Below are 22,428 nucleotides of genomic sequence, written 5' to 3'. Positions count from 1 at the left end.
GCGTCAGTTTCGCTACAATCAATGCGTTAGCCGGATATAACGATAAAAACAGGACACACGATACGCGCAATGACAGGTGTACAACGATTACTTGAAGCAGGGTTACTGATCAGCGGAGCGCTGGCGATTTTTATTTTCTTGTCGCTGGTAAGCTTTAATCCGGCCGATCCCAGTTGGTCGCAAACAGGCTTTGAGGGCGCCATCCATAACGCCGGTGGTGCCGTTGGCGCGTGGACGGCGGACGTGTTGCTGTTTACCTTCGGCTTTGTTGCTTACCTTATTCCGTTTGCCTTTGCCGGGCTGGGCTATCTGCTGTTCCGTCAGACCCATCGTTTGCTGGAGCTGGATTACCTCGCGGTCAGCCTGCGGTTGGTGGGGGCGTTACTCACACTGATTGGCGCGTCGGCGCTATCGTCGATTAACTTTGACGACATTTATTACTTCTCAGCCGGTGGCATCTTCGGCGATGTCATCGCATCATCGCTGTTGCCGTATCTGAACTTTGTCGGCTCAACCTTGTTGTTGCTGACCTTTCTGGCAACCGGGCTGACTCTGGTTACCGGCATCAGTTGGTTACAGGTAGCGGATAAGCTGGGTGAGTGGAGCATCAACGGCGTATTGTGGCTGGTTGAAAAAATCCGCACCACCTGGACTCAGCGCGGCGACAGCGAGCCGCAACAACAAACCGAGCAGCCGTCGCAACGGGCGGAGCCGGATGACAGCGTGTTGGCCATTGAGAGCGACGAGCAGGGCCGGGCGGACGAGCCGAAAATCGATTTGGAAGGCCTGTTCGGTAAAAACGAGCACGCCGACGATAAAGCCGAACCGACGCTGGATTTACCGTCCATTAATCCGTTAGCAGAAGACGAACCCGAACCACCGCGCTTCTCCAAGCAGGCGGCTGAGCGCAAGCAGCAGGTCAGTCAGCCGTCGTCGACGGCGTTAACGGTCAGCGAAAAAGCCACCGCGCAAAGCGACGATAATGAGCAAGCTGAAACGCTGCCGCCATTGCCGTCGATTGAATTGCTCGACCGACCGAACAAGAAAGAAAACCCGATCACTCAGGAAGAGCTGGATCAGGTGTCGCGCACGGTAGAAACGGTACTGAAAGACTTTGGTGTTGATGTGACCGTTGCACACGTACAGCCGGGACCGGTGATCACCCGTTTTGAACTGGATCTGGCACCGGGTGTGAAAGTGTCGAAAATTTCTAACCTCGCCAAAGACATCGCGCGGACGCTGTCTGCGGTCGCGGTGCGGGTGGTCGAAGTTATCCCGGGCAAATCCTACGTTGGCCTTGAGTTGCCGAATAAACACCGCGAGATTGTGCAGCTCAGCGAAGTCATTAACTGTGATGCCTTCCAGAACAGCACTTCACCGCTGACCATGATTCTCGGTAAAAACATTGCCGGCGGTTCGGTGGTGGTGGATCTGGCCAAAATGCCGCACCTGCTGGTGGCCGGTACCACCGGCTCCGGTAAATCGGTCGGGGTTAATGTGATGATCCTCAGCCTGTTGTACAAAAGCACACCGGAAGACGTGCGGCTGATCATGATCGACCCGAAAATGCTCGAACTGTCGGTTTATGAAGGCATTCCGCATTTGCTGACCGAAGTGGTCACCGATATGAAAGACGCCGCCAATGCGCTGCGTTGGTGTGTCGGTGAAATGGAGCGTCGCTACAAACTGATGTCAGCACTGGGTGTGCGTAACCTCAAGGGTTATAACGCCAAAGTGGCCGCCGCGAAAGCGGAAGGCAAACCGTTGCGAGACCCCATCTGGAAACCGGGCGACTCGATGGACGAGTTGCCACCGGAGCTGGATAAACTGCCGAATATTGTCGTCGTTATCGACGAATTTGCCGATATGATGATGATCGTCGGCAAAAAAGTGGAAGAGCTGATTGCCCGCATTGCGCAAAAAGCGCGGGCCGCGGGTATCCACCTGATTTTAGCGACGCAGCGGCCGTCGGTGGACGTTATCACCGGTTTGATCAAAGCCAATATCCCGACGCGGATTGCGTTCCAGGTGTCGTCGAAAGTCGATTCCCGGACCATTTTGGATCAGCCGGGCGCGGATCAGCTGCTGGGGCAGGGCGACATGCTGTATCTGCCGCCGGGCAGTGGCTCACCGGTGCGGGTACACGGTGCCTTTGTCGACGACCACGAAGTCCATGCGGTCGTCGCCGACTGGAAAAAACGCGGCAAACCGAATTATCTGGACGAAATTTTGTCCGGCGACCAGGGCGAAGACGCGCTGTTGCCGGGTGAGCAGAGTGAAGACGAAGACGGCGAATCAGACCCGCTCTACGACGAGGCGGTGGCTTTTGTGACCGAATCGCAGCGGGTGTCCGTGTCCAGCGTACAGCGTAAATTCCGCATCGGTTATAATCGTGCGGCACGTATCGTCGAACAAATGGAAATGAGTGGTGTCGTATCTACGGCAGGCAACAACGGTCAGCGCGATGTGCTGGCACCGCCGCCGGTACGATAACCCCAAAGAAGGATGAAGGATGTATAAAGCCGTATCTACCTGGATGCTTGCAGCCGGCCTGCTGGTGGCGCTGCCGGTATCAGCCGCCGCAGACAACGCCAAGCAGGAACTGCAGCAAAAACTGGAGCAGATGAACAGCCTGACCGCCAAATTCGAGCAGCAGGTAACCGCCGATAACGGTGAGTTATTGCAGCAACTCAGCGGTGAACTGGCGATCCAGCGACCCAATAAAATGCGCTGGCAGACCAACCCGCCGGACGACACCCTGATGGTCGCCTCCGGTGACACGGTTTGGTACTACAACCCGTTCGTTGAGCAGGTGTCGTTGTACCAACAGCAGGACGCGGCGGCAAACAGTCCAATGCTGTTATTGCTGACCGGCAGTGACGAGCAGTGGCAGGGGTACAGCGTGCAGGAACCTGAGCCAAACCAGTATCTGGTCACCGCCGACGCGGGGGGCAGTGAACTGCGTTTAAGCTTTAACGACGAAACCTTAAGCCGCATCGGTCTGCAGCAGCCCGGCGGCGATGTGATCGAGCTGCAGCTCAGTGAGGTTGTGGTGAATCCCGCTCTCGAACAGAGTTTATTTACGTTTGACGTCCCCGCCGGGGTGGATGTGGATGACCAACGCTAGCCTGGATCTCGATTTCAAACCCGATTTTCAGCCGTTGGCGGCGCGTATGCGCGCGCAAAACCTGGACCAGTACGTCGGTCAGCAACATCTGCTGGCGGCCGGCAAACCGCTGCGCGTCGCGATAGAGCAAGGTCATCTGCATTCGATGATTTTGTGGGGACCGCCGGGTACCGGCAAAACCACGCTGGCGGAGCTGATCGCCCGCCACGCCAATGCCTCGGTCAGCCGCTTAAGTGCGGTAACCTCCGGCGTTAAAGACATTCGCCTGGCCATCGACGAGGCCAAACAGCGGGCGCAGCAGCAGGGGCGTCGTACGCTGTTGTTTGTTGACGAAGTGCATCGCTTTAACAAGAGCCAGCAGGACGCGTTTTTACCGCACATCGAAGACGGTACCGTGGTGTTTATCGGTGCCACCACCGAAAACCCCGGTTTTGAACTGAACAACGCGTTGTTGTCACGCGCCCGTGTGTACCGCCTGCAAAGCCTCAGTAACGACGATTTGCTGCAACTGCTGCAGCGCGCCCTCAGTGACAGCGAGTACGGCCTTGGCAAGCGCGGGATACAGTTGCAACCGCAAGCGCAGGCACGGCTGCTGGATTTAGCCGGCGGCGATGCGCGGCGGTTACTCAACTACCTGGAAGTGGTGGCCGACTACCTGCCGTTGGATCAACATGAGGTCGGTGTCGAGCTGGTCACCGATGCCATCGGCGAGAAAGCCACCGCCTTTGATCACCAGGGCGACCATTATTACGACATTCTGTCGGCGTTTCATAAATCGGTGCGCGGCTCGTCACCGGACGGTGCGCTGTACTGGTATGCACGGTTGTTGGTCGGCGGCGGTGACCCGTTAATTATTGCGCGACGGTTACTGGCGATCGCCTCCGAAGACATCGGTAATGCCGATCCGCGCGCCATGCAATTGGCGCTGAACGCCTGGGATACCTATCACCGGGTGGGGCCGGCAGAGGGCGAGCGGGCGATTGCACAGGCAACCATCTACTGCGCCTGTGCCGCGAAAAGTAACGCCGTTTACAATGCCTTTAAGCAGGCGCTGCGGGCTGCCAAAGAACACGGCGATGCGCCGGTACCCGAGCATTTGCGCAATGCACCGACTCAGGTCCACAAGGATCAGGGCTACGGTCAGGATTACCGCTACGCCCACGACTACCCCAATGCCTATGTGGCCGGTGAACAGTATTTGCCGGATGAACTGGCGGACAGCCGTTTTTATCAGCCCAACGAGCGCGGGCTGGAAATCAAAATAAAAGAAAAACTGCTGCGTTTGCAGTCACTGGACGAACGCAGCCCATGGGCGCGGGGACGGGACGATGACGCACATTAGTGCGCTGTTACTGGTCGCCGCCGGCGGTGCCGTTGGCGCCGGAGCCCGTTACGGTGTCAGTCTGGCGCTAATGAATTATGCCGCGCGGTTCCCTTTTGCGACGTTGACCGTTAACATATTGGGCTCGTTTTTACTGGGGCTGTTATTTGCCTATTCGCAACAACAGTCCGTCGCCGAAAGTTGGCGGTTATTCCTCGGTGTTGGTGTGCTGGGCGCCTTTACCACCTTCTCGACCTTCTCGGTGGAGGTGGTGGCGATGTTAACCCAGGGCGAACTCAATAAAGCCTTGTTGCACGCCGGCCTGAATATGATTTTGTGTATCGCCGCTGTGGCACTGGCGGTGGTGTTAATGAACAGTTTGTTGAATATCTCAGTTAAGTAGGACACTCATGCTAGACGCGAAATACTTCCGCGAAGAATTAGAACAGACCGCTGAACGACTAAAAACACGCGGCTTTGAATTGGATGTGGACAGCTTGCAAAAGCTCGAGCAGCAGCGTAAAGAAATTCAGGTGCGCACCGAGCAATTGCAGGCGGAACGTAACAGTCGCTCCAAAGCTATCGGTAAAGCCAAAGCGGCCGGCGAGGATATTCAACCGTTACTGGACGCGGTCAGCGACCTGGGCTCGCAGCTGGATGCCGCTAAAGAGGAACTGAAAGTCGTGCAACAGCAGTTGCAGGACATCATCATGGGCGTACCGAACTTACCGGCTGACGGCGTACCTGTCGGCGCCGATGAGGACGAGAACGAAGAAATCAGCCGCTGGGGCAAGCCCCGGTCGTTTGATTTTGAGGTTAAGGACCACGTTGACGTGGCCGATGGCCTGTCGCGCGGCCTTGATTTTGAAACCGCCGCCAAACTCACCGGCGCCCGCTTTGTGGTGATGCGCGGTGGTATGGCCCGTCTGCACCGTGCGCTGACCCAGTTTATGCTGGACCTGCACACCGAGCAGCACGGCTACAGCGAAACTTATGTGCCGTACATGGTCAATCACGATTCACTGTATGGGACCGGGCAGTTGCCAAAATTTGGTAAAGACTTATTCCACATCGAGGGTGAGTCACAGGATCAGGTGCCCATGTCACTGATCCCGACCGCGGAAGTGCCATTGACCAATATGCTGCGCGACGAAATCGTCGACGAAGAAACGTTGCCGTACAAGTTCACCGCGCACACGCCGTGTTTCCGCAGTGAAGCCGGTTCCCATGGTCGTGACACCCGTGGCCTTATCCGTCAGCACCAGTTTGATAAAGTCGAGCTGGTGTGGATGACCAAACCGGAAGATTCCATGGACGCGCTGGAGCAGTTGACCGGCCACGCCGAAATGGTATTGCAGAAACTTGAACTGCCGTACCGTAAAGTGCTGCTGTGCACCGGGGATATGGGCTTTGGCGCCACCAAAACCTACGATCTGGAAGTGTGGCTACCGGCGCAGAACACCTACCGTGAGATCAGCTCTTGTTCGAACATGGGCGATTTTCAGGCGCGCCGCATGCAGGCCCGTTTCCGCCGTAAAGGCCAGAAAAAGCCCGAGTTGCTGCACACACTGAACGGCTCCGGTCTGGCGGTTGGCCGTGCACTGGTGGCGGTATTGGAGAACTATCAGCAAGCCGATGGCTCTGTGGTCATCCCGGAAGCGCTAAAACCTTACATGGGCGGTATCGACAAACTCGTTCCTTAATCCGCCGTGCGCTTAAGCCCGCCGCGTTTGGTTAACGCCAGGCGGGCTTGTTTTTCCAGCTCGATGATGGCGAACAGCGCCATGCCCACCGCAACAATCAGCAAACCGTCGGTAAAGGGCACCGCTTCGGTGGCAAACCAGCGTTGCAGTGGCGGCAAATAAGTGACCGCAAATTGCGCCAGGGTCACCAGAATCACCACCCCCCAGACCACTTTAGTGCCTTTCAGCGCCCGCCAGTTCAGTGAGCTGCTGTAGATATTGCGAATAAAGAACAGATGGAAAATTTCCATCACCACCAGAGTATTCAACGCCATGGTACGGGCCAGCTCCAGCGAATAACCGCGTTGCACGGCGTAATCGTAAATGCCAAAGACACCGATCAAAAACAACACCGACACCAGCACAATGTGCCATACCAGCGCCCCGTCCAGCAGAGGTTCATAGCGCGCCCGCGGTGGCCGGGCCATGGTATGTTTTTCACTCGGTTCGAACGCCAGCGCAATCCCCAGCGTGGCCGCCGTGACCAGGTTAATCCAGAGGATCTGCACCGCCGTTACCGGCAACGTCATCCCGGCCAGTAACGCCGCAATAATGGTCAGAGCCTCACCGGCGTTGGTCGGCAGGGTCCAACTGATGACCTTTTTCAGGTTGTCATAAACGGTACGGCCTTCGCGCACAGCGTGAACGATGGAGGCAAAATTATCATCGGCCAGCACCAGATCCGCCGCTTCCTTGGCCGCCTCGCTGCCGCTCAGCCCCATCGCAATGCCGGCGTCTGCTCGCTTCAGCGCCGGCGCATCGTTAACGCCATCACCGGTCATCGCCACCGTCATGCCGCGCGCCTGCAACGCCGTCACCAGCCGCAGTTTATGCTGCGGGCTGGTGCGGGCAAAGATGTCACAGTCAATCGCGGCCTGTTGCAGTTCGCTGTCGCTGAGATCATCAATATCGGCACCGGTCAGCACCTTGTCGCTGTTGCTAAGCCCAATTTGTGCGCCAATGGCGGCCGCGGTTTTGGTGTGGTCACCGGTGATCATTTTTACCCGAATACCGGCTGAACGGCACTCAGCAATGGCGTCAATGGCTTCTTGACGGGGCGGATCAATCAGCCCGACCAGCCCCAGCAGGCGCAGGGAGCCGTTAAACTGCCCTGGCTGCAGGGGTGATGTCGCATCGGGTAGCGGTTTTACCGCAAACGCCAGTACCCGCTGGCCACGGGCGGCAATGTCCTCAGCCTGGCGATGCCAGTAATCCAGCGCCTCAGCATCCAGCGCCGCCATCGTAAACAGTTGCTCCGGTGCGCCTTTGACGTACAGCATCGGTGCAGCACTGCTGTCAGCATCCGCCGCGGTGTTAAGGCTTGCCATATAGCGCGATTCTGCATCAAAGGGGATCACATCCAGGCGCGGGTAATCGCTGCGCTCGGCGCCGCCTAACTTACCGGCCAGCGCCAGTAGCGCGCCTTCCATCGGGTCGCCCTGAACCTGCCACTGACCCTGTTGATGGCGCAGCTCTGCTTCGTTGCACAGCAGCGCGGCAATACCCAGGGTGTGCAAATCGTCGTCCTGGTCGGCGCTGGCGTTATCGCCGTGAACCTGTCCCTCGGGCTGATAACCGTTGCCGCTGACCCGGTAATGGCTGTGACGGGTGACCACCGTAGTGACCATCATTTCGTTGCGGGTGAGGGTGCCGGTTTTGTCGGTACAGATAACCGACACCGAACCCAGGGTTTCAATGGCCGGCAGGCGGCGGACAATGGCGTTACGCCGGGCCATCGCCTGTACTCCAATGGCGAGAGTAATGGTTAATACCGCCGGCAGCCCCTCGGGAATGGCCGCCACCGACAGCCCGACCACCACCATAAACATCTCGGTAAAGCCGTAATCCGCCACGTAATAGCCAAAGCCGAGCAGGGCGGCCGCGACGCTAAGGATCAGCAGCGTCAGCCATTTGGAAAACACCCCCATTTGCTGCACCAGCGGTGTGGTGAGCGTTTCGACTTGCGCTATCATGCCGGAGATTTTACCGATTTCGGTGTTAACACCGGTTGCGACCACCACGCCCCGAGCCTGGCCGTTGGTGACCAAGGTGCCGGAAAACGCCATACTGGCTCTGTCGCCCAGCGCCGCATCCGCCGCCACCGCATCGGCGGATTTTTCAACCGCCACCGACTCGCCGGTTAACACCGCTTCCTGAATCCTTAAGTTATGCGCGCTCAGCAGTCGCAGATCGGCCGGCACTTTGTCACCGGCTTCCAGCAGCACCAGATCGCCCGGCACCAGATGCGCGCCGTCAATGCGTTGCCGCTGACCGCCACGGATCACCGTCGCCTGTGGTGCCAGCATATGGCGGATGGCGTCCAGTGCTTGTTCGGCTTTGCCTTCCTGAAAAAAGCCGATGACGGCGTTGGCGATGACAACGGCGAGAATAACAACGGTATCGATCCAGTGCGCAAGCGCCGCGGTAATCAGCGCGCAGCCCATCAGCACATAAATCAGCACGTTATGAAATTGCAGTAAAAAGCGGCCGAGCGCACTGCGCCGGGCCGCTTGGGGGATCTCGTTGTCGCCGTGTTCAGCAAGGCGCTGACGGGCCTGCTGTGGGGTTAACCCCTGATCACCGGTTTGCAGTTGCGCGCAAACCGCTTCCGTAGAGGCACTGTGCCAGCTGTGCACTGACCGCTTGTCCGCCATACCGACCTCATTAACGATTCCCTTTGTCGATAATTTAAGCGATCTCGCGGCCCGGGGTAAAGCGAATTAAATGAGCGTGATCAAATACACTTGGCCGGTTTTGGCAGTCCGGCAATGCGGGTTGCCTGCTTAGCCGGACCTTTCGGGAACAGCTTGTACAGATAGCGGCTGTTGCCCTTATCCTCGCCCAACTGTTTTTTCATCGCCTTAACCAGCACCCGCATGGCCGGGCTGGTATCAAACTCTTTATAGAAGTTTTGCACAAAGTAGACCACTTCCCAGTGGGCATCGCTCATTTCGATGCCTTCCAGTTCGGCAATGTGCAACGCCAGCGGCTCACTCCAGTCGTCGAGGCTGGCAAGGTAATTATGTTTGTCGGTTTCGTACTGCTGACCATTAAACTCAATCATCGTTACGGACGTTCCCGCGGTTACCAGGTGATTTGTTGGGGGTAGTTTAGCACGAGACGCAGCCATTGGGCGTCATCGATGCGCTGCACATAGTCCGGCAGCGACAGCGCGCTGGTTTCTTCAGCCAGGGCGTACACCGGCAGTGACGTGGGTGTTGTTGCCGGCAGTTGTTGTAAAGCCGCATCGGTGAGCAGCAGCGCATCGTCAGCGCCGGGCAAGGTCGGCTGTTGTTGCAGCCACTGCTGCAGTGACGTTTGGCGGATCCAGTGCAATATCATGAAAACTGCAAAACCTCATCAAAAGTGGATAAGTGCGCACGCAACTGCGCCGGAGACAAATGCTCAACGTCGAGTTCGGTGGCAACCGCCGGATCGTCGCAACACAGCAGGATAGGTTCGGCGTCCAACAACTCAAGCATGCCGTAGCGTTTGACCGGACCGGTTTGCAGCGCCGCACAGGCGGCTGCGGTTAAAATCAGTTGCACCGGCTGATCCAGGCTGGCCAGTGCCAGCGCAACGTCCAGCGCCTCGGTGGCGGTGTCGCCGTCGGCGCGGGTTTGTAAAATAGCGGTTCGTTTGCTCATGATATTCGCTTCACGCCTCTGTTAACGTGCGTTTGTTAAAACGGCTGGGGTTAAAACTGAAGGGTGCGGTCGGCGTTGGCCATCGCCTGCACCAACGCGGTTAACCCCGAATCCTCAAAGCCCTCGGCAAACTCGCCAATGTTCAGTCGTTCAGCCACCGTATGGCAGGCCACCAGCGCCACATCGTGCTGTCGGGCAAACTGTTGCCATTGCTGTTGCACCGCGCGGGTGTCGGCATCGTCAGATTGGGCGGCATGATCCACCGCCTGGCGGTAAAAAAACACGCACTCAATGCGGTGCCCCTGCTGTAGAGCCTGCCGGCAAAAACGCAGCGCCCGACGGCTAAACTGCGGTTGTGCAATGCTGTGCTGCAACATAATACAAAGTGTTGTCACGGTATCGTCCCGTTAAAACGAAAAATCTGCGCAGAAACAAAAACGCCCCGCAGTGCGGGGCGTTCGATACTTCGGTTTAACCGACGATTAATCGTCGCCGCCACCAAACGCCATCAGTAATGTTAGCAAGTTTACAAACAGGTTATAAAGCGAAACATACAAGGTTACCGTAGCCATGATGTAGTTACGCTCACCACCGTGAATGATGTCGCTGGTTTGCCACATGATCAGCATCGCCATTAATGGAATCATTAACGCCGACAACGCCAACTGCAGCGCAGGCATCTGGAAGAAGAAGTTAGCGATCATCGCGACAAATACCATGATGATACCGGCAGTAATCAATCCGCCTAACTTCGACATATCCTTCTTCGTGGTCAGCACATACGCTGAAGTCGCAAAGAAGGTCAGCGCGGTACCGCCCAACGCGGTCGCCACCATCTCACCGCCGCCGGGCATGGACAGCGCCATGTTCAGCAACGGACCTAAGGTGTAACCCAGGAAGCCTGTCAACGCGAAGGTCAGTACGATACCCATACCACTGTCTTTGGTTTTGTGAATACCAAACAACAAACCAAAGTAAGCAATGATGGTGATAAAGAAGCCTGGATAAGGCAAATTCATCATCGTGCTGATGGTTGCTGTAACGGCACTGAACGCCAGTGTCATTGCCAGCAATGAGTAAGTGTTACGTAGTACCTTGTTGACGGCCAGTGTCGACGTCTCTTGACCGACATACATCTGACTGCGATCGTTCATAGTTGTCTCCGTGTTTAACGACTGCTTATAAGACTTTTTATCCGTTAAAAAGTTTCTTATGAGTAAATGAATTTACTGTAACTGATACTACCGCACTAATAGGGGCGTTGGGTAGTTAAATCAAGGCTTTTTGCTAACCGGTAATACGTATTCTGGTGGAATATCGATCGGTTTGTTTATTTCATCGCCAAACGAACCAAAAACTGCAATTTTGTTTCAATTTTTACTTTACAAGCGAATCTCAGCCCTTTAATATTCGCTTCGTCTTGAGGGGCAAGCCCCAACAGCAAGACAATTCGGAGAGGTGGCAGAGTCCGGTTGAATGCACCTGACTTGAAATCAGGCGTGGGTTCATACCCACCGGGGGTTCGAATCCCTCCCTCTCCGCCAAATTCAAAACAAAAAGGCCCGCTCATCGAGCGGGCCTTTTTGTTTTCAGTTGTCGCAAAATGGCAGCTCAATGAAAACCCCAAGGGTTCGACAAATCTCAGTTTGCTGGTATATTCCATTAAAAAAATGGAATTTATCATGAGCACCGAAACCCCGTTGCTGACCAACCAACATCTATGCAAAAACTGCGATACCGAGTTGCAGGGCGAGTATTGTCACCGCTGCGGGCAACAAGACAAACAATATATCCGTAGTATCTTCGCCGTGGTTGGCGACCTGTTTGGAGAAATAGGGCACTGGGATTCCCGCTTTTACCGCACGCTGACCGGGTTACTGTTTAAACCCGCCTTTTTATCGCTGGAATTTGTGCGCGGCCGGCATGCGTCTTACGTACCGCCACTGCGACTGTATTTTTTTATCTCACTGATCTCCTTCATGGTGCTCACCTCACTGATCGACTTTGAATTCCGGGGCGCGCAGCCGCAGGACAAAGAAGTGCTGGCGCAAGTACAGGACGATCTCGACCAAAACCTGCCCAACCCGATCAAACCTCTGATTGACGAAAACGGCGAAGTGAAGCCGCCGACGGTCAGTCTCGGCGATATGACGGTGCCGTGGATGGACGAAGCCGAAAAAGCCGAACTCGAAGCCAAAATGCAGTATTTACTCGAAAACCCGGCGCAGTTGTCTCAAAAACTGGTGTCGATGACGCCGCAGATGATGCTGCTGATGCTGCCGTTTTGGGCGCTGGTGTTAAAATTTATCTATCTGTTCGGTCACCGTTATTACCTCGAACACCTGACCGTCGCGTTGCACACCCACGCCTTTATCCTGTTGATGCTGATGCTGGTGACCATCGTCAGCAGCCTCACCACACCGCTGCTGAGCATGGAAATCTGGAGCTGGCTGGGCGAGCTTGGCGACTGGATAACCAACGGCCTGCTGCTGTGGCTGGTGCTCTATATTTTGCTGACACAAAAGCACTTCTATCAGCAGGGCTGGGGCATGACGGTGTTTAAGTTCATGCTGTCCGGTGTTGTCTATCTGATATTGTTGGCCGTATCCTTTGTAATTATGGTGATCATTGGTATTCTCAACAGCTAATTCAAACGCTTGTTTTATAGGGACGTCAGATGCAGTTTCATCAAACCCTGGCTTTAATTAAGGCCAACCAAAACCATCAGGACATTGAGTTACCGCAAGGCTGGGCGCAGGGAAGAGCGTTCTTCGGCGGTTTTAGTGCCGCGCTGGCCGCACAGTTTTTGTTGCGTCAGTTTGCGGCTGAATACCATCTGCGCAGCATGAGCATCTCCTTTGTGGCACCGGCGGCACCGGGCAGTGCAACCCTCAGTTACCGCATACTGCGACAGGGTTCGTCGGTGATTCAGGTTGCCGTTGAGCTCAAACAGCAGGGTGACGTGATGTTGTCAGCACTGGCCAGTCTGGGCAAAGCCCGCGCTTCACAAGTTCAGGTCGACGGCGAGCGCGCACCGGATCTTAAAACCGTTAACGACGGTCCGGGTCTGCCGGATGCCGAGATCGTACCGGAGTTTGCGAAAAACTATGACTATCGCATCACCTCCGGCGGCATGCCGTTCAGCGGTCAGCCGGGACGTACCTTCGGCGGCTGGATCCGCTTCCGGCACGAACAGGAAACGCTGACTACCGCCGCGATTATTGCGCTGGTCGATGCCTGGCCACCGGCCGTATTGCCGCACCTGAAACAACCGGCACCGGCGTCGTCACTGACCTGGACCATCGAGTTCCCGGATAAAGATCTAAGCTCGTTTAACACCCACGACTGGTATCAGTATGAAGCCTTTATCGAGCACGCCGCCGACGGTTACGGCCACAGTCGCGCCGGTCTCTGGCGGGAAGACGGCGAACTGCTGGCAATCAGTCGACAGTCCTTTACGGTGTTTGCTTAAGCCCATGAACGCCAGCGCCGAGCAGATCCGCCAACATCTGATTGATACCCAGGCCGGTATCGAACTGTTGATGCTGGAAGTACCGCTGCAACCGGTATTGACGCCATCCGGTTCGCACCCGGTTGAGGCGCTGCCGCGTATCGTTATCCGCCAGATGTTGTCGCTGGTGGTGTCACGCACGCTGATAAAACGCGCCGAGGACCGCGCCAACGAGCTCGGTTGCCGGTTGGCACAATTGCCGTATGAAATGTTGCTGGAGTGCGGCATGAGCCGCAGTAAAGCCACCACCATCGGCGCTATCGAAGCTTATTACCAGCAATACCCGCAGCAGATGGACAACTGGCAAAACCTGCCGACCAGCGCGCTGCTTAACGAAGTGACCACGATCAAAGGCGTCGGCCCCTGGTCGGCGTCGATTCTGGCGATGTTTCACTTCGCCCACCACGATTTATTCCCCATTCAGGACAGCTCGTTGCGAAAAGCCATCGGCTTACTGAAAGATCGGGACATCCTCGTTATCCCCGAGCGGGCGGCGCCGTACCGCAGTTATTTGGCCTGCTATTTGTGGGAATTTCTCGACCAGGCGCGGTTGTAGAATCAGCCTGAACCCCAGTTGTCGGCCGCCTGAACCTAATTGCCGAAGCGCAACTTATTGCCACTTGTCTAATACGATATTTAGTTAAATGGTTATTGCCGATGTCGCAGGGTAAACGTGGTCGCGGTCATCACTTAAGAATGGAATCAACAGTTAATCAGAACATGAGGACGTGACTATGGACCATATTATTCTGGCGGTATCAAATCCTTTTGTAAGTGCAGGTATGGCTAACTTTCTGGAAGACGGCCTGGGGCACACTATCGAATCCGTTACATCAATGCTTGAACTGCGCCATGCCTGTAATCAGCATGACGACGCGATTGTTGTCCTGTGCAGTAAACTGGGCGGCGACTCGACGGTCGAAACCTGGCGGCGGCTGGTCAAGCGCTACCCCGAGCTGCGGCTGATTGTGTGGGGCAAAAGCTATCAGGACGTACTGGATTTTCAGTGCAGCCTGCCACACGTCGACGGCTATCTGCTCGAATCAAGCAGCGGTCATGAACTGAAAGAGGCGGTGCTGTCGCTGAAGCACGGCAACGTGTATGTTGCCGCACCGGTGGCGCGTTATCTGGCGCAAAATCCACACCTGGCACGGACGATGCCGCTGATCGACCGGCTCAGCGAACGCGAGCTACAGGTGGCACAAATGATCAGCCGTGGCGTCAAAGTCACCGACATTGCCAACCACCTGAACATCAGCAGCAAAACCATCAATACCTTTCGTTATCGAATCTTCGCTAAACTCGGCGTGCAAGGTGATGTACAATTGACCCATCTTGCCATTCGCAATGGCTTAGTCGAGCTCAAACAACAAAGGGACTATGGCACGCACATTTGATGCTGAAAACTTTCTTCGTCACCTGACTCATCAGCCGGGTGTCTACCGCATGTACGATGAAGCGGGTGACGTGATTTACGTTGGTAAAGCGAAAGATCTGAAAAAACGCGTATCCAGCTATTTCCGGGAAAAAGTCGATCGAGTAAAAACTCAGGTGTTGGTTAAGCAAATTGCCGACATGGACGTAACGGTGACCAACACCGAAGCCGAAGCGTTGATCCTGGAAAACACCTTCATTAAAAAGTACCGGCCGCGCTACAACGTGCTGCTGCGCGACGATAAATCCTATCCGTACATTATTCTGACCGATCATCAGCATCCGCGGCTGGGCTTCCATCGGGGCGCACGGCGCACCAAAGGCGAGTATTTTGGGCCGTTCCCCAACGGCGCAGCAGTGCGGGAAAGCCTGCGCTTGATGCAGAAAATTTTCCCGGTGCGCCAATGTGAAGATTCATATTACCGCGCGCGCAGCCGGCCTTGTCTGCAATATCAGCTGCAGCGCTGTCTGGCGCCGTGCGTCAACGTCTGCACCGACGAGGAATACGCCGAACAGGTCGGCTTTGCGAAGCAGTTTCTGCAGGGCAAGAACCAACAGGTGATCGACGAGCTGGTGGCTAAAATGGAAAACGCCAGCGCCGCACTCGACTTTGAAAAAGCCGCCCGTTACCGCGACCAAATCGCCATGTTAAGGCGCACCCAGGAACGTAACTCGGTGACCGGCGCCCAGCAGGAGCTGGACGTAATTGGTCTGGCCCGGGGCAACGGCGTCACCACCGTACAAATGCTGTTTGTGCGCGACAATCATCTGCAGGGCAGTCGCAGTTACTTCCCCAAAGTGCCGGCGGACACCCCGGACGAAGAAGTTCTGCGCGCCTTTTTGCTGCAGTTTTATCTGTCCGATACCGCCGGTCGCAAAGTGCCCGCCGAAATCGTGCTACCACTGGATGTGCCACGTGACGACCTGCTGGCGGAAGTGATGGGGCAGGCACTGAACCGTAAAATCCGGTTGCTGCAGAATGTGCGCGGCGAACGCAAACAGTACCAGCAACTGGCGCACAAAAACGCCGTTAACGCGCTCGAGAGCAAACTTAACCAGCAAAGCACCATGAACCGCCGCACCTCAGCACTGCAACAGGTACTGGAACTGGGCGTACCGATCCAGCGGATGGAATGTTTTGACATCAGTCACACCATGGGGCAACAAACCGTCGCATCCTGCGTGGTGTTTGATCAGAACGGGCCGAAGAAATCCGACTACCGGCGTTATAACATCGACGGCATTACCCCCGGCGATGACTATGCCGCCATGGCCAAAGCGCTGGCAAAACGCTACGACAACGCCAAGGAAGCCGGCAACATTCCCGATATTCTGTTTATCGACGGCGGTAAAGGGCAGTTGGCGCAGGCCGAAAAATACTTTGCCGACTGGGGCGATGACGCACCGATGCTGATCGGTGTGGCAAAAGGGGAGTCGCGGAAACCGGGGCTGGAAACCTTAATCATGGCCGGCAGCCACGAAACCATCCCGCTGAACAAAGACGCCAGCGCGCTGCATTTGATCCAGCACATCCGCGACGAATCGCATCGCTTTGCGATAACCGGACACCGGCAAAAACGTGGTAAAGTAAAACGCACCTCCAGCCTTGAGCAGATAGAAGGTATCGGCGCTAAGCGCCGGCAGAAAATACTGCAAAATCTGGGTGGATTACATGAGGTAAAAAACGCTAGTATTGAACAATTAGCAAATGTACCGGGCATCAGTCGGGCACTAGCGGAAAAAATCTATTATTCATTTCGTGATGAATAACACAGCCTAAAAGGAAATGGCGGATAATGAAGTGGAATATCCCGAACATACTGACCAGTTTTCGAATCGTTTTGATTCCGGTCTTTTTGATCGTTTTTTACTTACCCATCGACGAAGCTCGGTTTTGGTCGGCGTTCATTTTCTTGTTAGCAGCGGTAACCGACGCGCTGGACGGCTTTATTGCCCGTCAGTTTAACCAATATACCGAGTTCGGCGAATTTTTAGACCCAGTGGCCGATAAAGCCATGGTGGTGGCCGCGCTGGTGGTCGTTGTCGAAGATTTTAACGCCTGGTACATCACCATTCCGGCATTAACCATGATCTGCCGCGAACTGATCGTCAGCGCCTTGCGCGAATGGATGGCCCAGCGCGGTAGCCGCTCAAAAGTGGCGGTGTCGAACCTGGGTAAATTAAAAACCATCGCGCAAATGGTCGCTCTGATAGGGCTGCTGTGGAACGCTAACGTCTATGTGTTCGTACTGGCGCTGGTATTATTTATCCTCTCGTTTGTACTGACATTGTGGTCAATGTGGGAATATTTGCGCGCCGCCGGCAGCGAACTGACCAGAAATTAACTGCTTTGCCGCAAATTTAGGCAAACGGTCATAAAAATGGAAAAAAGTCGTTGACTGAAAACGAATAGACAGTAGAATGCCACGGCAGATGACGGTGCGGGAATAGCTCAGCTGGTAGAGCACAACCTTGCCAAGGTTGGGGTCGCGAGTTCGAATCTCGTTTCCCGCTCCAAACATCGGCGGGTTGGCAGAATGGCTATGCAGCGGATTGCAAATCCGTGGATCTCGGTTCGACTCCGGGACCCGCCTCCATTATTCGAGAACACTTCTTGTAGTGCCCGGGTGGTGGAATTGGTAGACACAAGGGATTTAAAATCCCTCGCTGGTAACAGCGTGCCGGTTCAAGTCCGGCCCCGGGCACCAATTCCGTATAAAATAAATAAATTTGATGCTAAACTCTTTTGTATCTAATTGGTACAAGGCGTTTCATTATGGACATCAAAGACATCCTTGAAAGCACTAAGCATTTGTCCGGCAACGACAAAGCTAAGCTTGCTCATTGTTTGATCTCTTCTTTAGATACAGCCCAAGATGATAATGTCGATGGCGCTTGGGCAGAACTGGCCGAAGAGCGACTGTCTCAACTTAATAGCGGGGCAGTAAAAGGCGTTTCATGGTCCGAAATTAAAGAGCAAGTAAAAGGCAAGTAATTGAAGCCTCTTACCTTTCACCCTAATGTAGCTCACGAAGTTGGTGCCGCGTATCATTGGTATGAAAGCCATGCAAAAGGGCTAGGGGATGACTTTTTCTCAGAGTTGGAAGCCTCCTATAAAGTCATATCTGAATACCCAGAAGCTTGGCCTACTTTTTACTCTCGTTTTAAGCGCTATGTACTCAACTGGTTCCCATTTTCCATCATCTTTAGTGTAAAAGGTGACTCCATCTTTGTTATAGCGGTTATTAATAACAGGCGGAAGCCGGGGTATTGGCATAGTAGGGCTCAATAGGTAAAAAAGCGAGGAAAAAATTCCTCGCCTCTTCAACGCACTCCTTATACTTTATAGGTTCTACCGTTGTTAAGGCTTCTTCTTCCACTGACCATCAACCTTCACATAATGCCCTGACTGTGTGCGTTCAATGGCGCGTTTACCAGCAAGTAGCTCAACATCAGCAACGGCAATGTCGTTTTCTTCTGCTATGCGGGCATATTCCTGACGTCTGGCTTCATTTATTTGTTCTGCTATTTGCTTTGCCTGCTCAGAATCCTCAACAACGCCTAAATAACCATTAGGTTGCTCGCCAACCCAGCCTTTATCTTTGGCTGATGACAGTTGATCCATGGCTTCTTGTAAGGTTATTTCCTGTGCGTAACTTGCTGTTGGCACGCTCATGCTTGAAATGGAAAGTAGGGCGACGAACGCACTAATTGTTAGTTTTTTCATGTCACAATCCTTTGAAAATTAAAATAAACCGCTCGACTCTGAAATAACGTCGTCGAGTGCTTTGTCGACTTTGACGTAAATTTCATGCTCAATTTTCACGTTCAAATTAATGGTTATTGGCTCTTTCGGAGCCGCCACCTGAACGGTTGGGGTGCAGGCGGACATGAGCAGCACCGATAGTGTAATGACAAGCAATTGTTTCATATCGTCCTCTGATTAATTGACCCGTTGCTGGATCCGTTTACGAATAACGTCGCTGACACTGTTGCTGAGCTGTATGCCTTTAATGAGCGCAGGTAGGTCTTCCTCTAAAGTGACGTTTAATTTTACCTTACGACCATTTTCAACAGCTGGATTATATCCGTTCAGCTGTAACTCTAAGGTTAGCTCACCGTTCTTGTCATAGCCAACGACACTCGACAGCTCTTGGTAGTAAAAGTCCTCCAGCACACTGGCGAGTGTTTTCAGACTTGGGTTTGTACCAACGGCAGAGCGCAACGCCGAAGAGTCTACCTGCAAATGCCCGCCAGGCGCGACAGCACTTAAATAGCCTTTTTCGACTGTTAGTTGTTGAGAATCCCAAACGAGGGGGATGGTTCCCGAAATTTCGCCGTCTATAGCAATTCGGTTACTTGGGTACTGACGCATGAGTTCGCCGAGGTTGATACGCTCGAAGACAATAGGAATACGTATTTCGTTAACAAACTTATAAGTTTGTTCTGGTATTCTAACCGAGCCTCCCAGTGCTTTAATGCTATGGCTATTGAGCTGCACTGTACTGTTTCGCAGGTTCTTGAAAGGAATGACGCCGGCAAGCTCAGCTTCTACAGGACCAATAGTAAACCCTTGCTGAATACTGCCGACGGATAAGCTTGCCTGTTGAAAACTCAAACGCTCTGGAGTCGCGTTAAATTGAGTGTTCAAATTAGCGTTGGTCACAGACGTTGTGTCATATATGGCATCGATAGACTGTAAGTTCGCGTCTCCTTCATCAATGCTCCATTTTCCTGTTTCTAAATTGCCTGACAGCCTAAAGCCCGCCGTAGCGGTGCCTTTGTTTAGCGTTAATAATGGGAGAGTGTCTTGTATCAACGGTGACAATTGTGCCTGTAAGTCTGCTTGCGCTAAGTCATGAATGTTTATAACTATATTCGAGGTCAATCTTAAATCTTCTGTCAGTGTGCTGCTATGATTCAATGCCGCGCCCTGAGCTAATTCAATAGTGCCTTCGGCGTCAACACGGCCGTTTTTGTAATGGATATTATGCGAGAGTTGAGGCTTTAAACTCTGAATGCCTGCTACTTTTATCGTGACATTATTAACTTCCGTTGTCAGTTTTGCTGTTGCCGTTTCGGGGGCGGTAAAAGGTATTTCAGCAAAGATCGTTGGAACTGACAGGTCAGCATTGGCAAACTCTGATTCGGCAAAAAACGAAGAGGGCTGCTTTGAGCTAAGCATCAGCTTATCGCTCTTGAGCGTTATATCAGCGTTGAATACTAAGTCACTTAACGTATTAAGTTTGAGTGGGCTTATGGCGTCAATATTATGTACTACAATTCTGTCGGCACTTAGGTTAGTTTTTGGGAGTTCAAGTCGAACAAACTGGGCGTCGTTTTGAACGAAGTGACCCGTTGCAGTTACCCTAACGCCAGAGACGTCTTTACCGTTAAGCGCAGCACTAAGCTGAACCGGCCAGGCTGTTTTATTCAGTATTTGCTGATAGCTTAATGGTTCAAGCACTAAAAAGTCCTGACTGGTCAGTTGCCACTTTACCGTGCTTATTTCTTTTCTAAAGGCAGAGTTGGCCATTCCGTTAAGTCGCCACTGATATTTAAGCCATAGCTTTCAATAACGCCGCTTTTAACATTGAAACGTATATTTCCGTCAGCGACGGATGTAACGCCTGACGCTGCGACATTCACAGGCTTTTGTAATTGTAAGATGAATTTACCGGAAGTCGCGTTAATGAGGCCTTCTGGACCTGTTAATTCGGTTTCTGGTGAAAGCGAGCCTTCGGCATTAAACAATAGAGCAATGCGCTCGTTTTTTACAAACTCAGATGCTTGAGCAAGTTGCTCGGTTGGAACCTTTGCTGAACCTTCAATGTTCCATTCACCGCTAATAAGCTCGTAATTGGCGTTGAAATGGCCAAGGTTATGCTCTATATCGACCGATAAAATTGAGTTGTCGCGAGATAGCTGAGTAGCAAATGTTTCAGGATGAGAAAGGTTTAAACTGAGGTTAGGGCGCTTTGTGTTTAATGTTACTTCTCCCTGAAGCGGTGAATACCGTTTAAAAAGTTCGCCTTTCAGCGTGACGTTGTTAAGAATAACCGTTTCAGGAAGCCAGCTTGGCACAGGCGTGTTTAGTAGCTTTTTAATGGTAAGCGGTGCAGCAGCTGAGTTCGACGTGGAGGGTGACGGTAACTCGTTCATTGTCACGCTTAACGGTTCAATGACCACTCGCTCTTTGGACAGCGAACCGATGCTTATCGACCAGTCCTCGATACCAACCTTTGCCAGTTCACGGTTAGCTATCGACAGGCCGATTAATAGCCCAATGCCAATAAACAGGACAAGAGTCAGTAAGACACTGCCGGTAATGGCTAATAGACGCCAAAGCATGGGCTTAATGTCAGGCATTTACCGACCCTTACCTTACTCTGAAGGTTAAGTTCACGCGGACATTGCCGGTGAGTGGATGCTGGCCGTCTGCGAGTTTTTTTACGCCGTGATAACGAAGACGATCGGAGCCGCCCCAGACAAGTACGTCACCATGTTGCAACGTCACTTTTTGTGGACTGCCGCCCCGTTTGAGTCCTCCTCAGAGAAAAGTAACGGGTAAGCCAAACGAGAAAGACACAATAGGCTGTGAAAAGTCGGACTCGTCTTTGTCCTGATGAAGTCCCATAGCTGCGCCGGGGTGGTAAACGTTAATTAAGCAGGCATTGGGAGAAAACGATTCAAATCCACACTTTGCAGCCGCCTGTTCAGCAAGTGTTTTTAGCGTTTCAGGCATAGGCGGCCAGGGCTTCTCAGTTATCGGGTCTGTGTCTGTGTAGCGATAGCCCTTTTTGTCGGTTATCCAGCCAAAATAGCCGCAGCTGCTGGTGCGTACTGACATTTTACCGCCCCCGGGCGTCACAAACTGTCTTAGCGGTGACTGTTTAATAACGCCCCTGAGGTGGCTTAAAATAGTGTCTGCCTGAGGTGCGACATAGCCATGGAGTAGGTAGGCTTGCTCACTAAACTGCGTAACCTCGTGGTTCTCGCTTGCAAATAAGTCGAGTGATGCCATAGCTCAGCAAATCCGGTTAGAGTGCGCGACTCATAATTAGGCGATCTTCGCCCGGGCCTAAGTAATCCTGAATGGTTTCGATAACTGAAAAGCCCGTTTGCTTATATAACTTGATGGCAGCGGCATTGTCCGGAGCCACACTGAGCTCCAGTGTTTTCCAACTGCTTTCAGCCGCCGATTTAATAGCCTGCTCCAACAATATACGGCCAAGCCCCTGACCTTGAAAGCTTTTACCAATAAGCAAAGACATTAAGATTGCCCGGCTGCCATCGAGCGGCACGATAAGGCTGTAACCGGCAACTTTTTCGTCACTTTTTATGGTTAAAAAACCTCTAGGCCATTGTCGTAGGGCTTGGTAAAAAAACAAGCTGGAGTAGGCGTCGTTGTCATAAAGCTGCTTTTCAAAAAAAGCGAGCCGGGCAATATCGTCAGAAGCAGCGCTTTGTACTGTCACAGGTACATCGTTTTTACCCGCTTGTGCCAGCGAGCCGACACATAGCCGACACTCGCCGGAAGCCGGTGCAGAGCCTTCAACATAACGGAGTTTATGAGAGGCGCTCTCTCTGTTACTGGATACCTGATAAACTCTGTCTCTTGAAGGAGTTTCGCTGCTCATAATAAC

At 53.5% G+C, this 22,428-nt stretch carries 23 protein-coding genes, 4 tRNA genes and 1 pseudogene; 16 read left to right on the top strand and 12 right to left on the bottom strand.

The window, feature by feature from the left end; translation table 11 throughout:
• The first annotated feature begins 69 nt into the window (after positions 1–69).
• The 5 genes from CWE23_RS00545 to serS are packed head-to-tail and all read left to right on the top strand — an operon-like array spanning position 70 to position 6,151.
• The gene (locus CWE23_RS00545) at positions 70–2,493 is read left to right on the top strand and encodes a DNA translocase FtsK (protein ID WP_105306298.1); all 2,424 of its coding nucleotides are present in this window, start codon (positions 70–72) and stop codon (positions 2,491–2,493) included.
• 19 nt (positions 2,494–2,512) lie between these two features.
• A complete protein-coding gene (lolA, locus tag CWE23_RS00540; RefSeq protein ID WP_105306299.1) occupies positions 2,513–3,127 on the top strand; it encodes an outer membrane lipoprotein periplasmic chaperone LolA in 615 nt (204 codons plus the stop codon).
• The gene (locus CWE23_RS00535) at positions 3,114–4,469 is read left to right on the top strand and encodes a replication-associated recombination protein A (protein WP_126819114.1); all 1,356 of its coding nucleotides are present in this window, start codon (positions 3,114–3,116) and stop codon (positions 4,467–4,469) included. Before lolA ends, CWE23_RS00535 begins: the two co-directional genes overlap by 14 nt.
• Positions 4,465–4,851, top strand: coding sequence for a fluoride efflux transporter CrcB (gene crcB / locus CWE23_RS00530; RefSeq protein WP_105307709.1), 387 nt, complete (start codon positions 4,465–4,467; stop codon positions 4,849–4,851). The genes CWE23_RS00535 and crcB overlap by 5 nt, the downstream gene beginning before the upstream one ends.
• A gap of 7 nt (positions 4,852–4,858) precedes the next feature.
• Entirely contained in the window at positions 4,859–6,151 is a 1,293-nt protein-coding gene (serS, locus tag CWE23_RS00525; RefSeq protein WP_105306300.1) for a serine--tRNA ligase, read from the top strand.
• Here the strand turns inward: serS and CWE23_RS00520 are convergent.
• From CWE23_RS00520 to CWE23_RS00495, 6 genes are all read right to left on the bottom strand, one after another.
• The gene (locus CWE23_RS00520; RefSeq protein WP_126819113.1) at positions 6,148–8,844 is read right to left on the bottom strand and encodes a cation-transporting P-type ATPase; all 2,697 of its coding nucleotides are present in this window, start codon (positions 8,842–8,844) and stop codon (positions 6,148–6,150) included. The two genes, serS and CWE23_RS00520, sit on opposite strands and share 4 nt — an antisense overlap.
• 80 nt (positions 8,845–8,924) lie before the next feature.
• On the bottom strand, positions 8,925–9,254 hold the full coding sequence (locus CWE23_RS00515; protein WP_105306302.1) for a TusE/DsrC/DsvC family sulfur relay protein: 330 nt from the start codon (positions 9,252–9,254) through the stop codon (positions 8,925–8,927).
• 20 nt (positions 9,255–9,274) lie between these two features.
• Positions 9,275–9,532, bottom strand: coding sequence for a hypothetical protein (locus CWE23_RS00510; protein ID WP_126819112.1), 258 nt, complete (start codon positions 9,530–9,532; stop codon positions 9,275–9,277).
• Positions 9,529–9,837 (bottom strand): hypothetical protein, encoded by a 309-nt coding sequence (locus CWE23_RS00505; RefSeq protein WP_241970500.1) that lies wholly within the window; start codon positions 9,835–9,837, stop codon positions 9,529–9,531. The genes CWE23_RS00510 and CWE23_RS00505 overlap by 4 nt, the downstream gene beginning before the upstream one ends.
• Positions 9,838–9,887: 50 nt before the next feature.
• Positions 9,888–10,232, bottom strand: coding sequence for a DsrE family protein (locus tag CWE23_RS00500; RefSeq protein ID WP_126819111.1), 345 nt, complete (start codon positions 10,230–10,232; stop codon positions 9,888–9,890).
• An 87-nt stretch (positions 10,233–10,319) separates the two neighbouring features.
• Positions 10,320–10,991 carry a Bax inhibitor-1/YccA family protein gene (locus tag CWE23_RS00495; protein WP_105306306.1) on the bottom strand — a complete coding sequence of 224 codons (672 nt, stop codon included), beginning with the start codon at positions 10,989–10,991 and terminating at the stop codon, positions 10,320–10,322.
• 298 nt (positions 10,992–11,289) lie between these two features.
• On the opposite strand from CWE23_RS00495, the gene CWE23_RS00490 reads away from it, so the two are divergent.
• From CWE23_RS00490 to CWE23_RS00440, 11 genes are all read left to right on the top strand, one after another.
• Positions 11,290–11,381 (top strand) — tRNA-Ser (locus tag CWE23_RS00490).
• Between the two features lie 138 nt (positions 11,382–11,519).
• Positions 11,520–12,485 carry a DUF3667 domain-containing protein gene (locus CWE23_RS00485; protein ID WP_157982893.1) on the top strand — a complete coding sequence of 322 codons (966 nt, stop codon included), beginning with the start codon at positions 11,520–11,522 and terminating at the stop codon, positions 12,483–12,485.
• Positions 12,486–12,514: 29 nt separating this feature from the next.
• Positions 12,515–13,309 (top strand): thioesterase family protein, encoded by a 795-nt coding sequence (locus CWE23_RS00480; RefSeq protein ID WP_126819109.1) that lies wholly within the window; start codon positions 12,515–12,517, stop codon positions 13,307–13,309.
• Between the two features lie 4 nt (positions 13,310–13,313).
• On the top strand, positions 13,314–13,904 hold the full coding sequence (locus tag CWE23_RS00475; RefSeq protein WP_126819108.1) for a DNA-3-methyladenine glycosylase family protein: 591 nt from the start codon (positions 13,314–13,316) through the stop codon (positions 13,902–13,904).
• A gap of 178 nt (positions 13,905–14,082) precedes the next feature.
• Positions 14,083–14,745, top strand: a complete 663-nt coding sequence (locus tag CWE23_RS00470) for a LuxR C-terminal-related transcriptional regulator (protein WP_105306310.1) — start codon at positions 14,083–14,085, stop codon at positions 14,743–14,745.
• The gene (gene uvrC / locus CWE23_RS00465; RefSeq protein WP_126819107.1) at positions 14,729–16,552 is read left to right on the top strand and encodes an excinuclease ABC subunit UvrC; all 1,824 of its coding nucleotides are present in this window, start codon (positions 14,729–14,731) and stop codon (positions 16,550–16,552) included. Before CWE23_RS00470 ends, uvrC begins: the two co-directional genes overlap by 17 nt.
• 26 nt (positions 16,553–16,578) lie before the next feature.
• Complete coding sequence (gene pgsA / locus CWE23_RS00460) at positions 16,579–17,127, top strand: CDP-diacylglycerol--glycerol-3-phosphate 3-phosphatidyltransferase (protein ID WP_105306312.1); 549 nt, start codon at positions 16,579–16,581, stop codon at positions 17,125–17,127.
• A 96-nt stretch (positions 17,128–17,223) separates the two neighbouring features.
• Positions 17,224–17,299, top strand: a tRNA-Gly gene (locus CWE23_RS00455).
• Positions 17,300–17,305: 6 nt separating this feature from the next.
• Positions 17,306–17,379, top strand: a tRNA-Cys gene (locus tag CWE23_RS00450).
• Between the two features lie 24 nt (positions 17,380–17,403).
• Positions 17,404–17,490, top strand: a tRNA-Leu gene (locus CWE23_RS00445).
• Positions 17,491–17,558: 68 nt separating this feature from the next.
• A complete protein-coding gene (locus tag CWE23_RS00440; RefSeq protein ID WP_058579207.1) occupies positions 17,559–17,777 on the top strand; it encodes an addiction module protein in 219 nt (72 codons plus the stop codon).
• A 366-nt stretch (positions 17,778–18,143) separates the two neighbouring features.
• On the opposite strand, the gene CWE23_RS00430 is transcribed toward CWE23_RS00440, so the two are convergent.
• The 6 genes and pseudogenes from CWE23_RS00430 to CWE23_RS00405 all read right to left on the bottom strand — a co-directional run bounded on the left by CWE23_RS00430 (position 18,144) and on the right by CWE23_RS00405 (position 22,422).
• Entirely contained in the window at positions 18,144–18,509 is a 366-nt protein-coding gene (locus tag CWE23_RS00430) for a YdbL family probable chaperone protein (RefSeq protein ID WP_126819105.1), read from the bottom strand.
• A gap of 18 nt (positions 18,510–18,527) precedes the next feature.
• Positions 18,528–18,713, bottom strand: a complete 186-nt coding sequence (locus CWE23_RS00425; protein WP_053953607.1) for a YnbE family lipoprotein — start codon at positions 18,711–18,713, stop codon at positions 18,528–18,530.
• 12 nt (positions 18,714–18,725) lie between these two features.
• Complete coding sequence (locus CWE23_RS00420; RefSeq protein WP_126819104.1) at positions 18,726–20,318, bottom strand: intermembrane phospholipid transport YdbH family protein; 1,593 nt, start codon at positions 20,316–20,318, stop codon at positions 18,726–18,728.
• Complete coding sequence (locus tag CWE23_RS00415; protein WP_126819103.1) at positions 20,288–21,151, bottom strand: hypothetical protein; 864 nt, start codon at positions 21,149–21,151, stop codon at positions 20,288–20,290. Before CWE23_RS00415 ends, CWE23_RS00420 begins: the two co-directional genes overlap by 31 nt.
• A gap of 10 nt (positions 21,152–21,161) precedes the next feature.
• A pseudogene (alkB, locus tag CWE23_RS00410) lies at positions 21,162–21,806 on the bottom strand (DNA oxidative demethylase AlkB).
• Between the two features lie 16 nt (positions 21,807–21,822).
• Positions 21,823–22,422: a GNAT family N-acetyltransferase gene (locus tag CWE23_RS00405; RefSeq protein ID WP_126819102.1), complete on the bottom strand. Its 600-nt coding sequence runs from the start codon at positions 22,420–22,422 to the stop codon at positions 21,823–21,825.
• Positions 22,423–22,428: the final 6 nt, after the last annotated feature.

The organism is Idiomarina aquatica, from assembly GCF_003987185.1.
GTDB classification, from domain to species: Bacteria; Pseudomonadota; Gammaproteobacteria; order Enterobacterales; family Alteromonadaceae; genus Idiomarina; species Idiomarina aquatica.
The sequence above is the reverse complement of the archived record's forward strand: the minus strand, read 5'-3'. Positions and strand labels throughout refer to the sequence as shown.

What these genes read in the sequence shown, in the direction of transcription:
- CWE23_RS00545 (WP_105306298.1), top strand. Translation starts at nt 70, where the DNA reads ATGACAGGTGTACAACGATTACTTGAAGCAGGGTTACTGATCAGCGGA.
- lolA (WP_105306299.1), top strand. Translation starts at nt 2,513, where the DNA reads ATGTATAAAGCCGTATCTACCTGGATGCTTGCAGCCGGCCTGCTGGTG.
- CWE23_RS00535 (WP_126819114.1), top strand. Translation starts at nt 3,114, where the DNA reads ATGACCAACGCTAGCCTGGATCTCGATTTCAAACCCGATTTTCAGCCG.
- serS (WP_105306300.1), top strand. Translation starts at nt 4,859, where the DNA reads ATGCTAGACGCGAAATACTTCCGCGAAGAATTAGAACAGACCGCTGAA.
- CWE23_RS00520 (WP_126819113.1), bottom strand. Translation starts at nt 8,844, where the DNA reads ATGGCGGACAAGCGGTCAGTGCACAGCTGGCACAGTGCCTCTACGGAA.
- CWE23_RS00515 (WP_105306302.1), bottom strand. Translation starts at nt 9,254, where the DNA reads ATGATTGAGTTTAATGGTCAGCAGTACGAAACCGACAAACATAATTAC.
- CWE23_RS00510 (WP_126819112.1), bottom strand. Translation starts at nt 9,532, where the DNA reads ATGATATTGCACTGGATCCGCCAAACGTCACTGCAGCAGTGGCTGCAA.
- CWE23_RS00505 (WP_241970500.1), bottom strand. Translation starts at nt 9,837, where the DNA reads ATGAGCAAACGAACCGCTATTTTACAAACCCGCGCCGACGGCGACACC.
- CWE23_RS00495 (WP_105306306.1), bottom strand. Translation starts at nt 10,991, where the DNA reads ATGAACGATCGCAGTCAGATGTATGTCGGTCAAGAGACGTCGACACTG.
- CWE23_RS00485 (WP_157982893.1), top strand. Translation starts at nt 11,520, where the DNA reads ATGAGCACCGAAACCCCGTTGCTGACCAACCAACATCTATGCAAAAAC.
- CWE23_RS00480 (WP_126819109.1), top strand. Translation starts at nt 12,515, where the DNA reads ATGCAGTTTCATCAAACCCTGGCTTTAATTAAGGCCAACCAAAACCAT.
- CWE23_RS00475 (WP_126819108.1), top strand. Translation starts at nt 13,314, where the DNA reads ATGAACGCCAGCGCCGAGCAGATCCGCCAACATCTGATTGATACCCAG.
- CWE23_RS00470 (WP_105306310.1), top strand. Translation starts at nt 14,083, where the DNA reads ATGGACCATATTATTCTGGCGGTATCAAATCCTTTTGTAAGTGCAGGT.
- uvrC (WP_126819107.1), top strand. Translation starts at nt 14,729, where the DNA reads ATGGCACGCACATTTGATGCTGAAAACTTTCTTCGTCACCTGACTCAT.
- pgsA (WP_105306312.1), top strand. Translation starts at nt 16,579, where the DNA reads ATGAAGTGGAATATCCCGAACATACTGACCAGTTTTCGAATCGTTTTG.
- CWE23_RS00440 (WP_058579207.1), top strand. Translation starts at nt 17,559, where the DNA reads ATGGACATCAAAGACATCCTTGAAAGCACTAAGCATTTGTCCGGCAAC.
- CWE23_RS00430 (WP_126819105.1), bottom strand. Translation starts at nt 18,509, where the DNA reads ATGAAAAAACTAACAATTAGTGCGTTCGTCGCCCTACTTTCCATTTCA.
- CWE23_RS00425 (WP_053953607.1), bottom strand. Translation starts at nt 18,713, where the DNA reads ATGAAACAATTGCTTGTCATTACACTATCGGTGCTGCTCATGTCCGCC.
- CWE23_RS00420 (WP_126819104.1), bottom strand. Translation starts at nt 20,318, where the DNA reads ATGGCCAACTCTGCCTTTAGAAAAGAAATAAGCACGGTAAAGTGGCAA.
- CWE23_RS00415 (WP_126819103.1), bottom strand. Translation starts at nt 21,151, where the DNA reads ATGCCTGACATTAAGCCCATGCTTTGGCGTCTATTAGCCATTACCGGC.
- CWE23_RS00405 (WP_126819102.1), bottom strand. Translation starts at nt 22,422, where the DNA reads ATGAGCAGCGAAACTCCTTCAAGAGACAGAGTTTATCAGGTATCCAGT.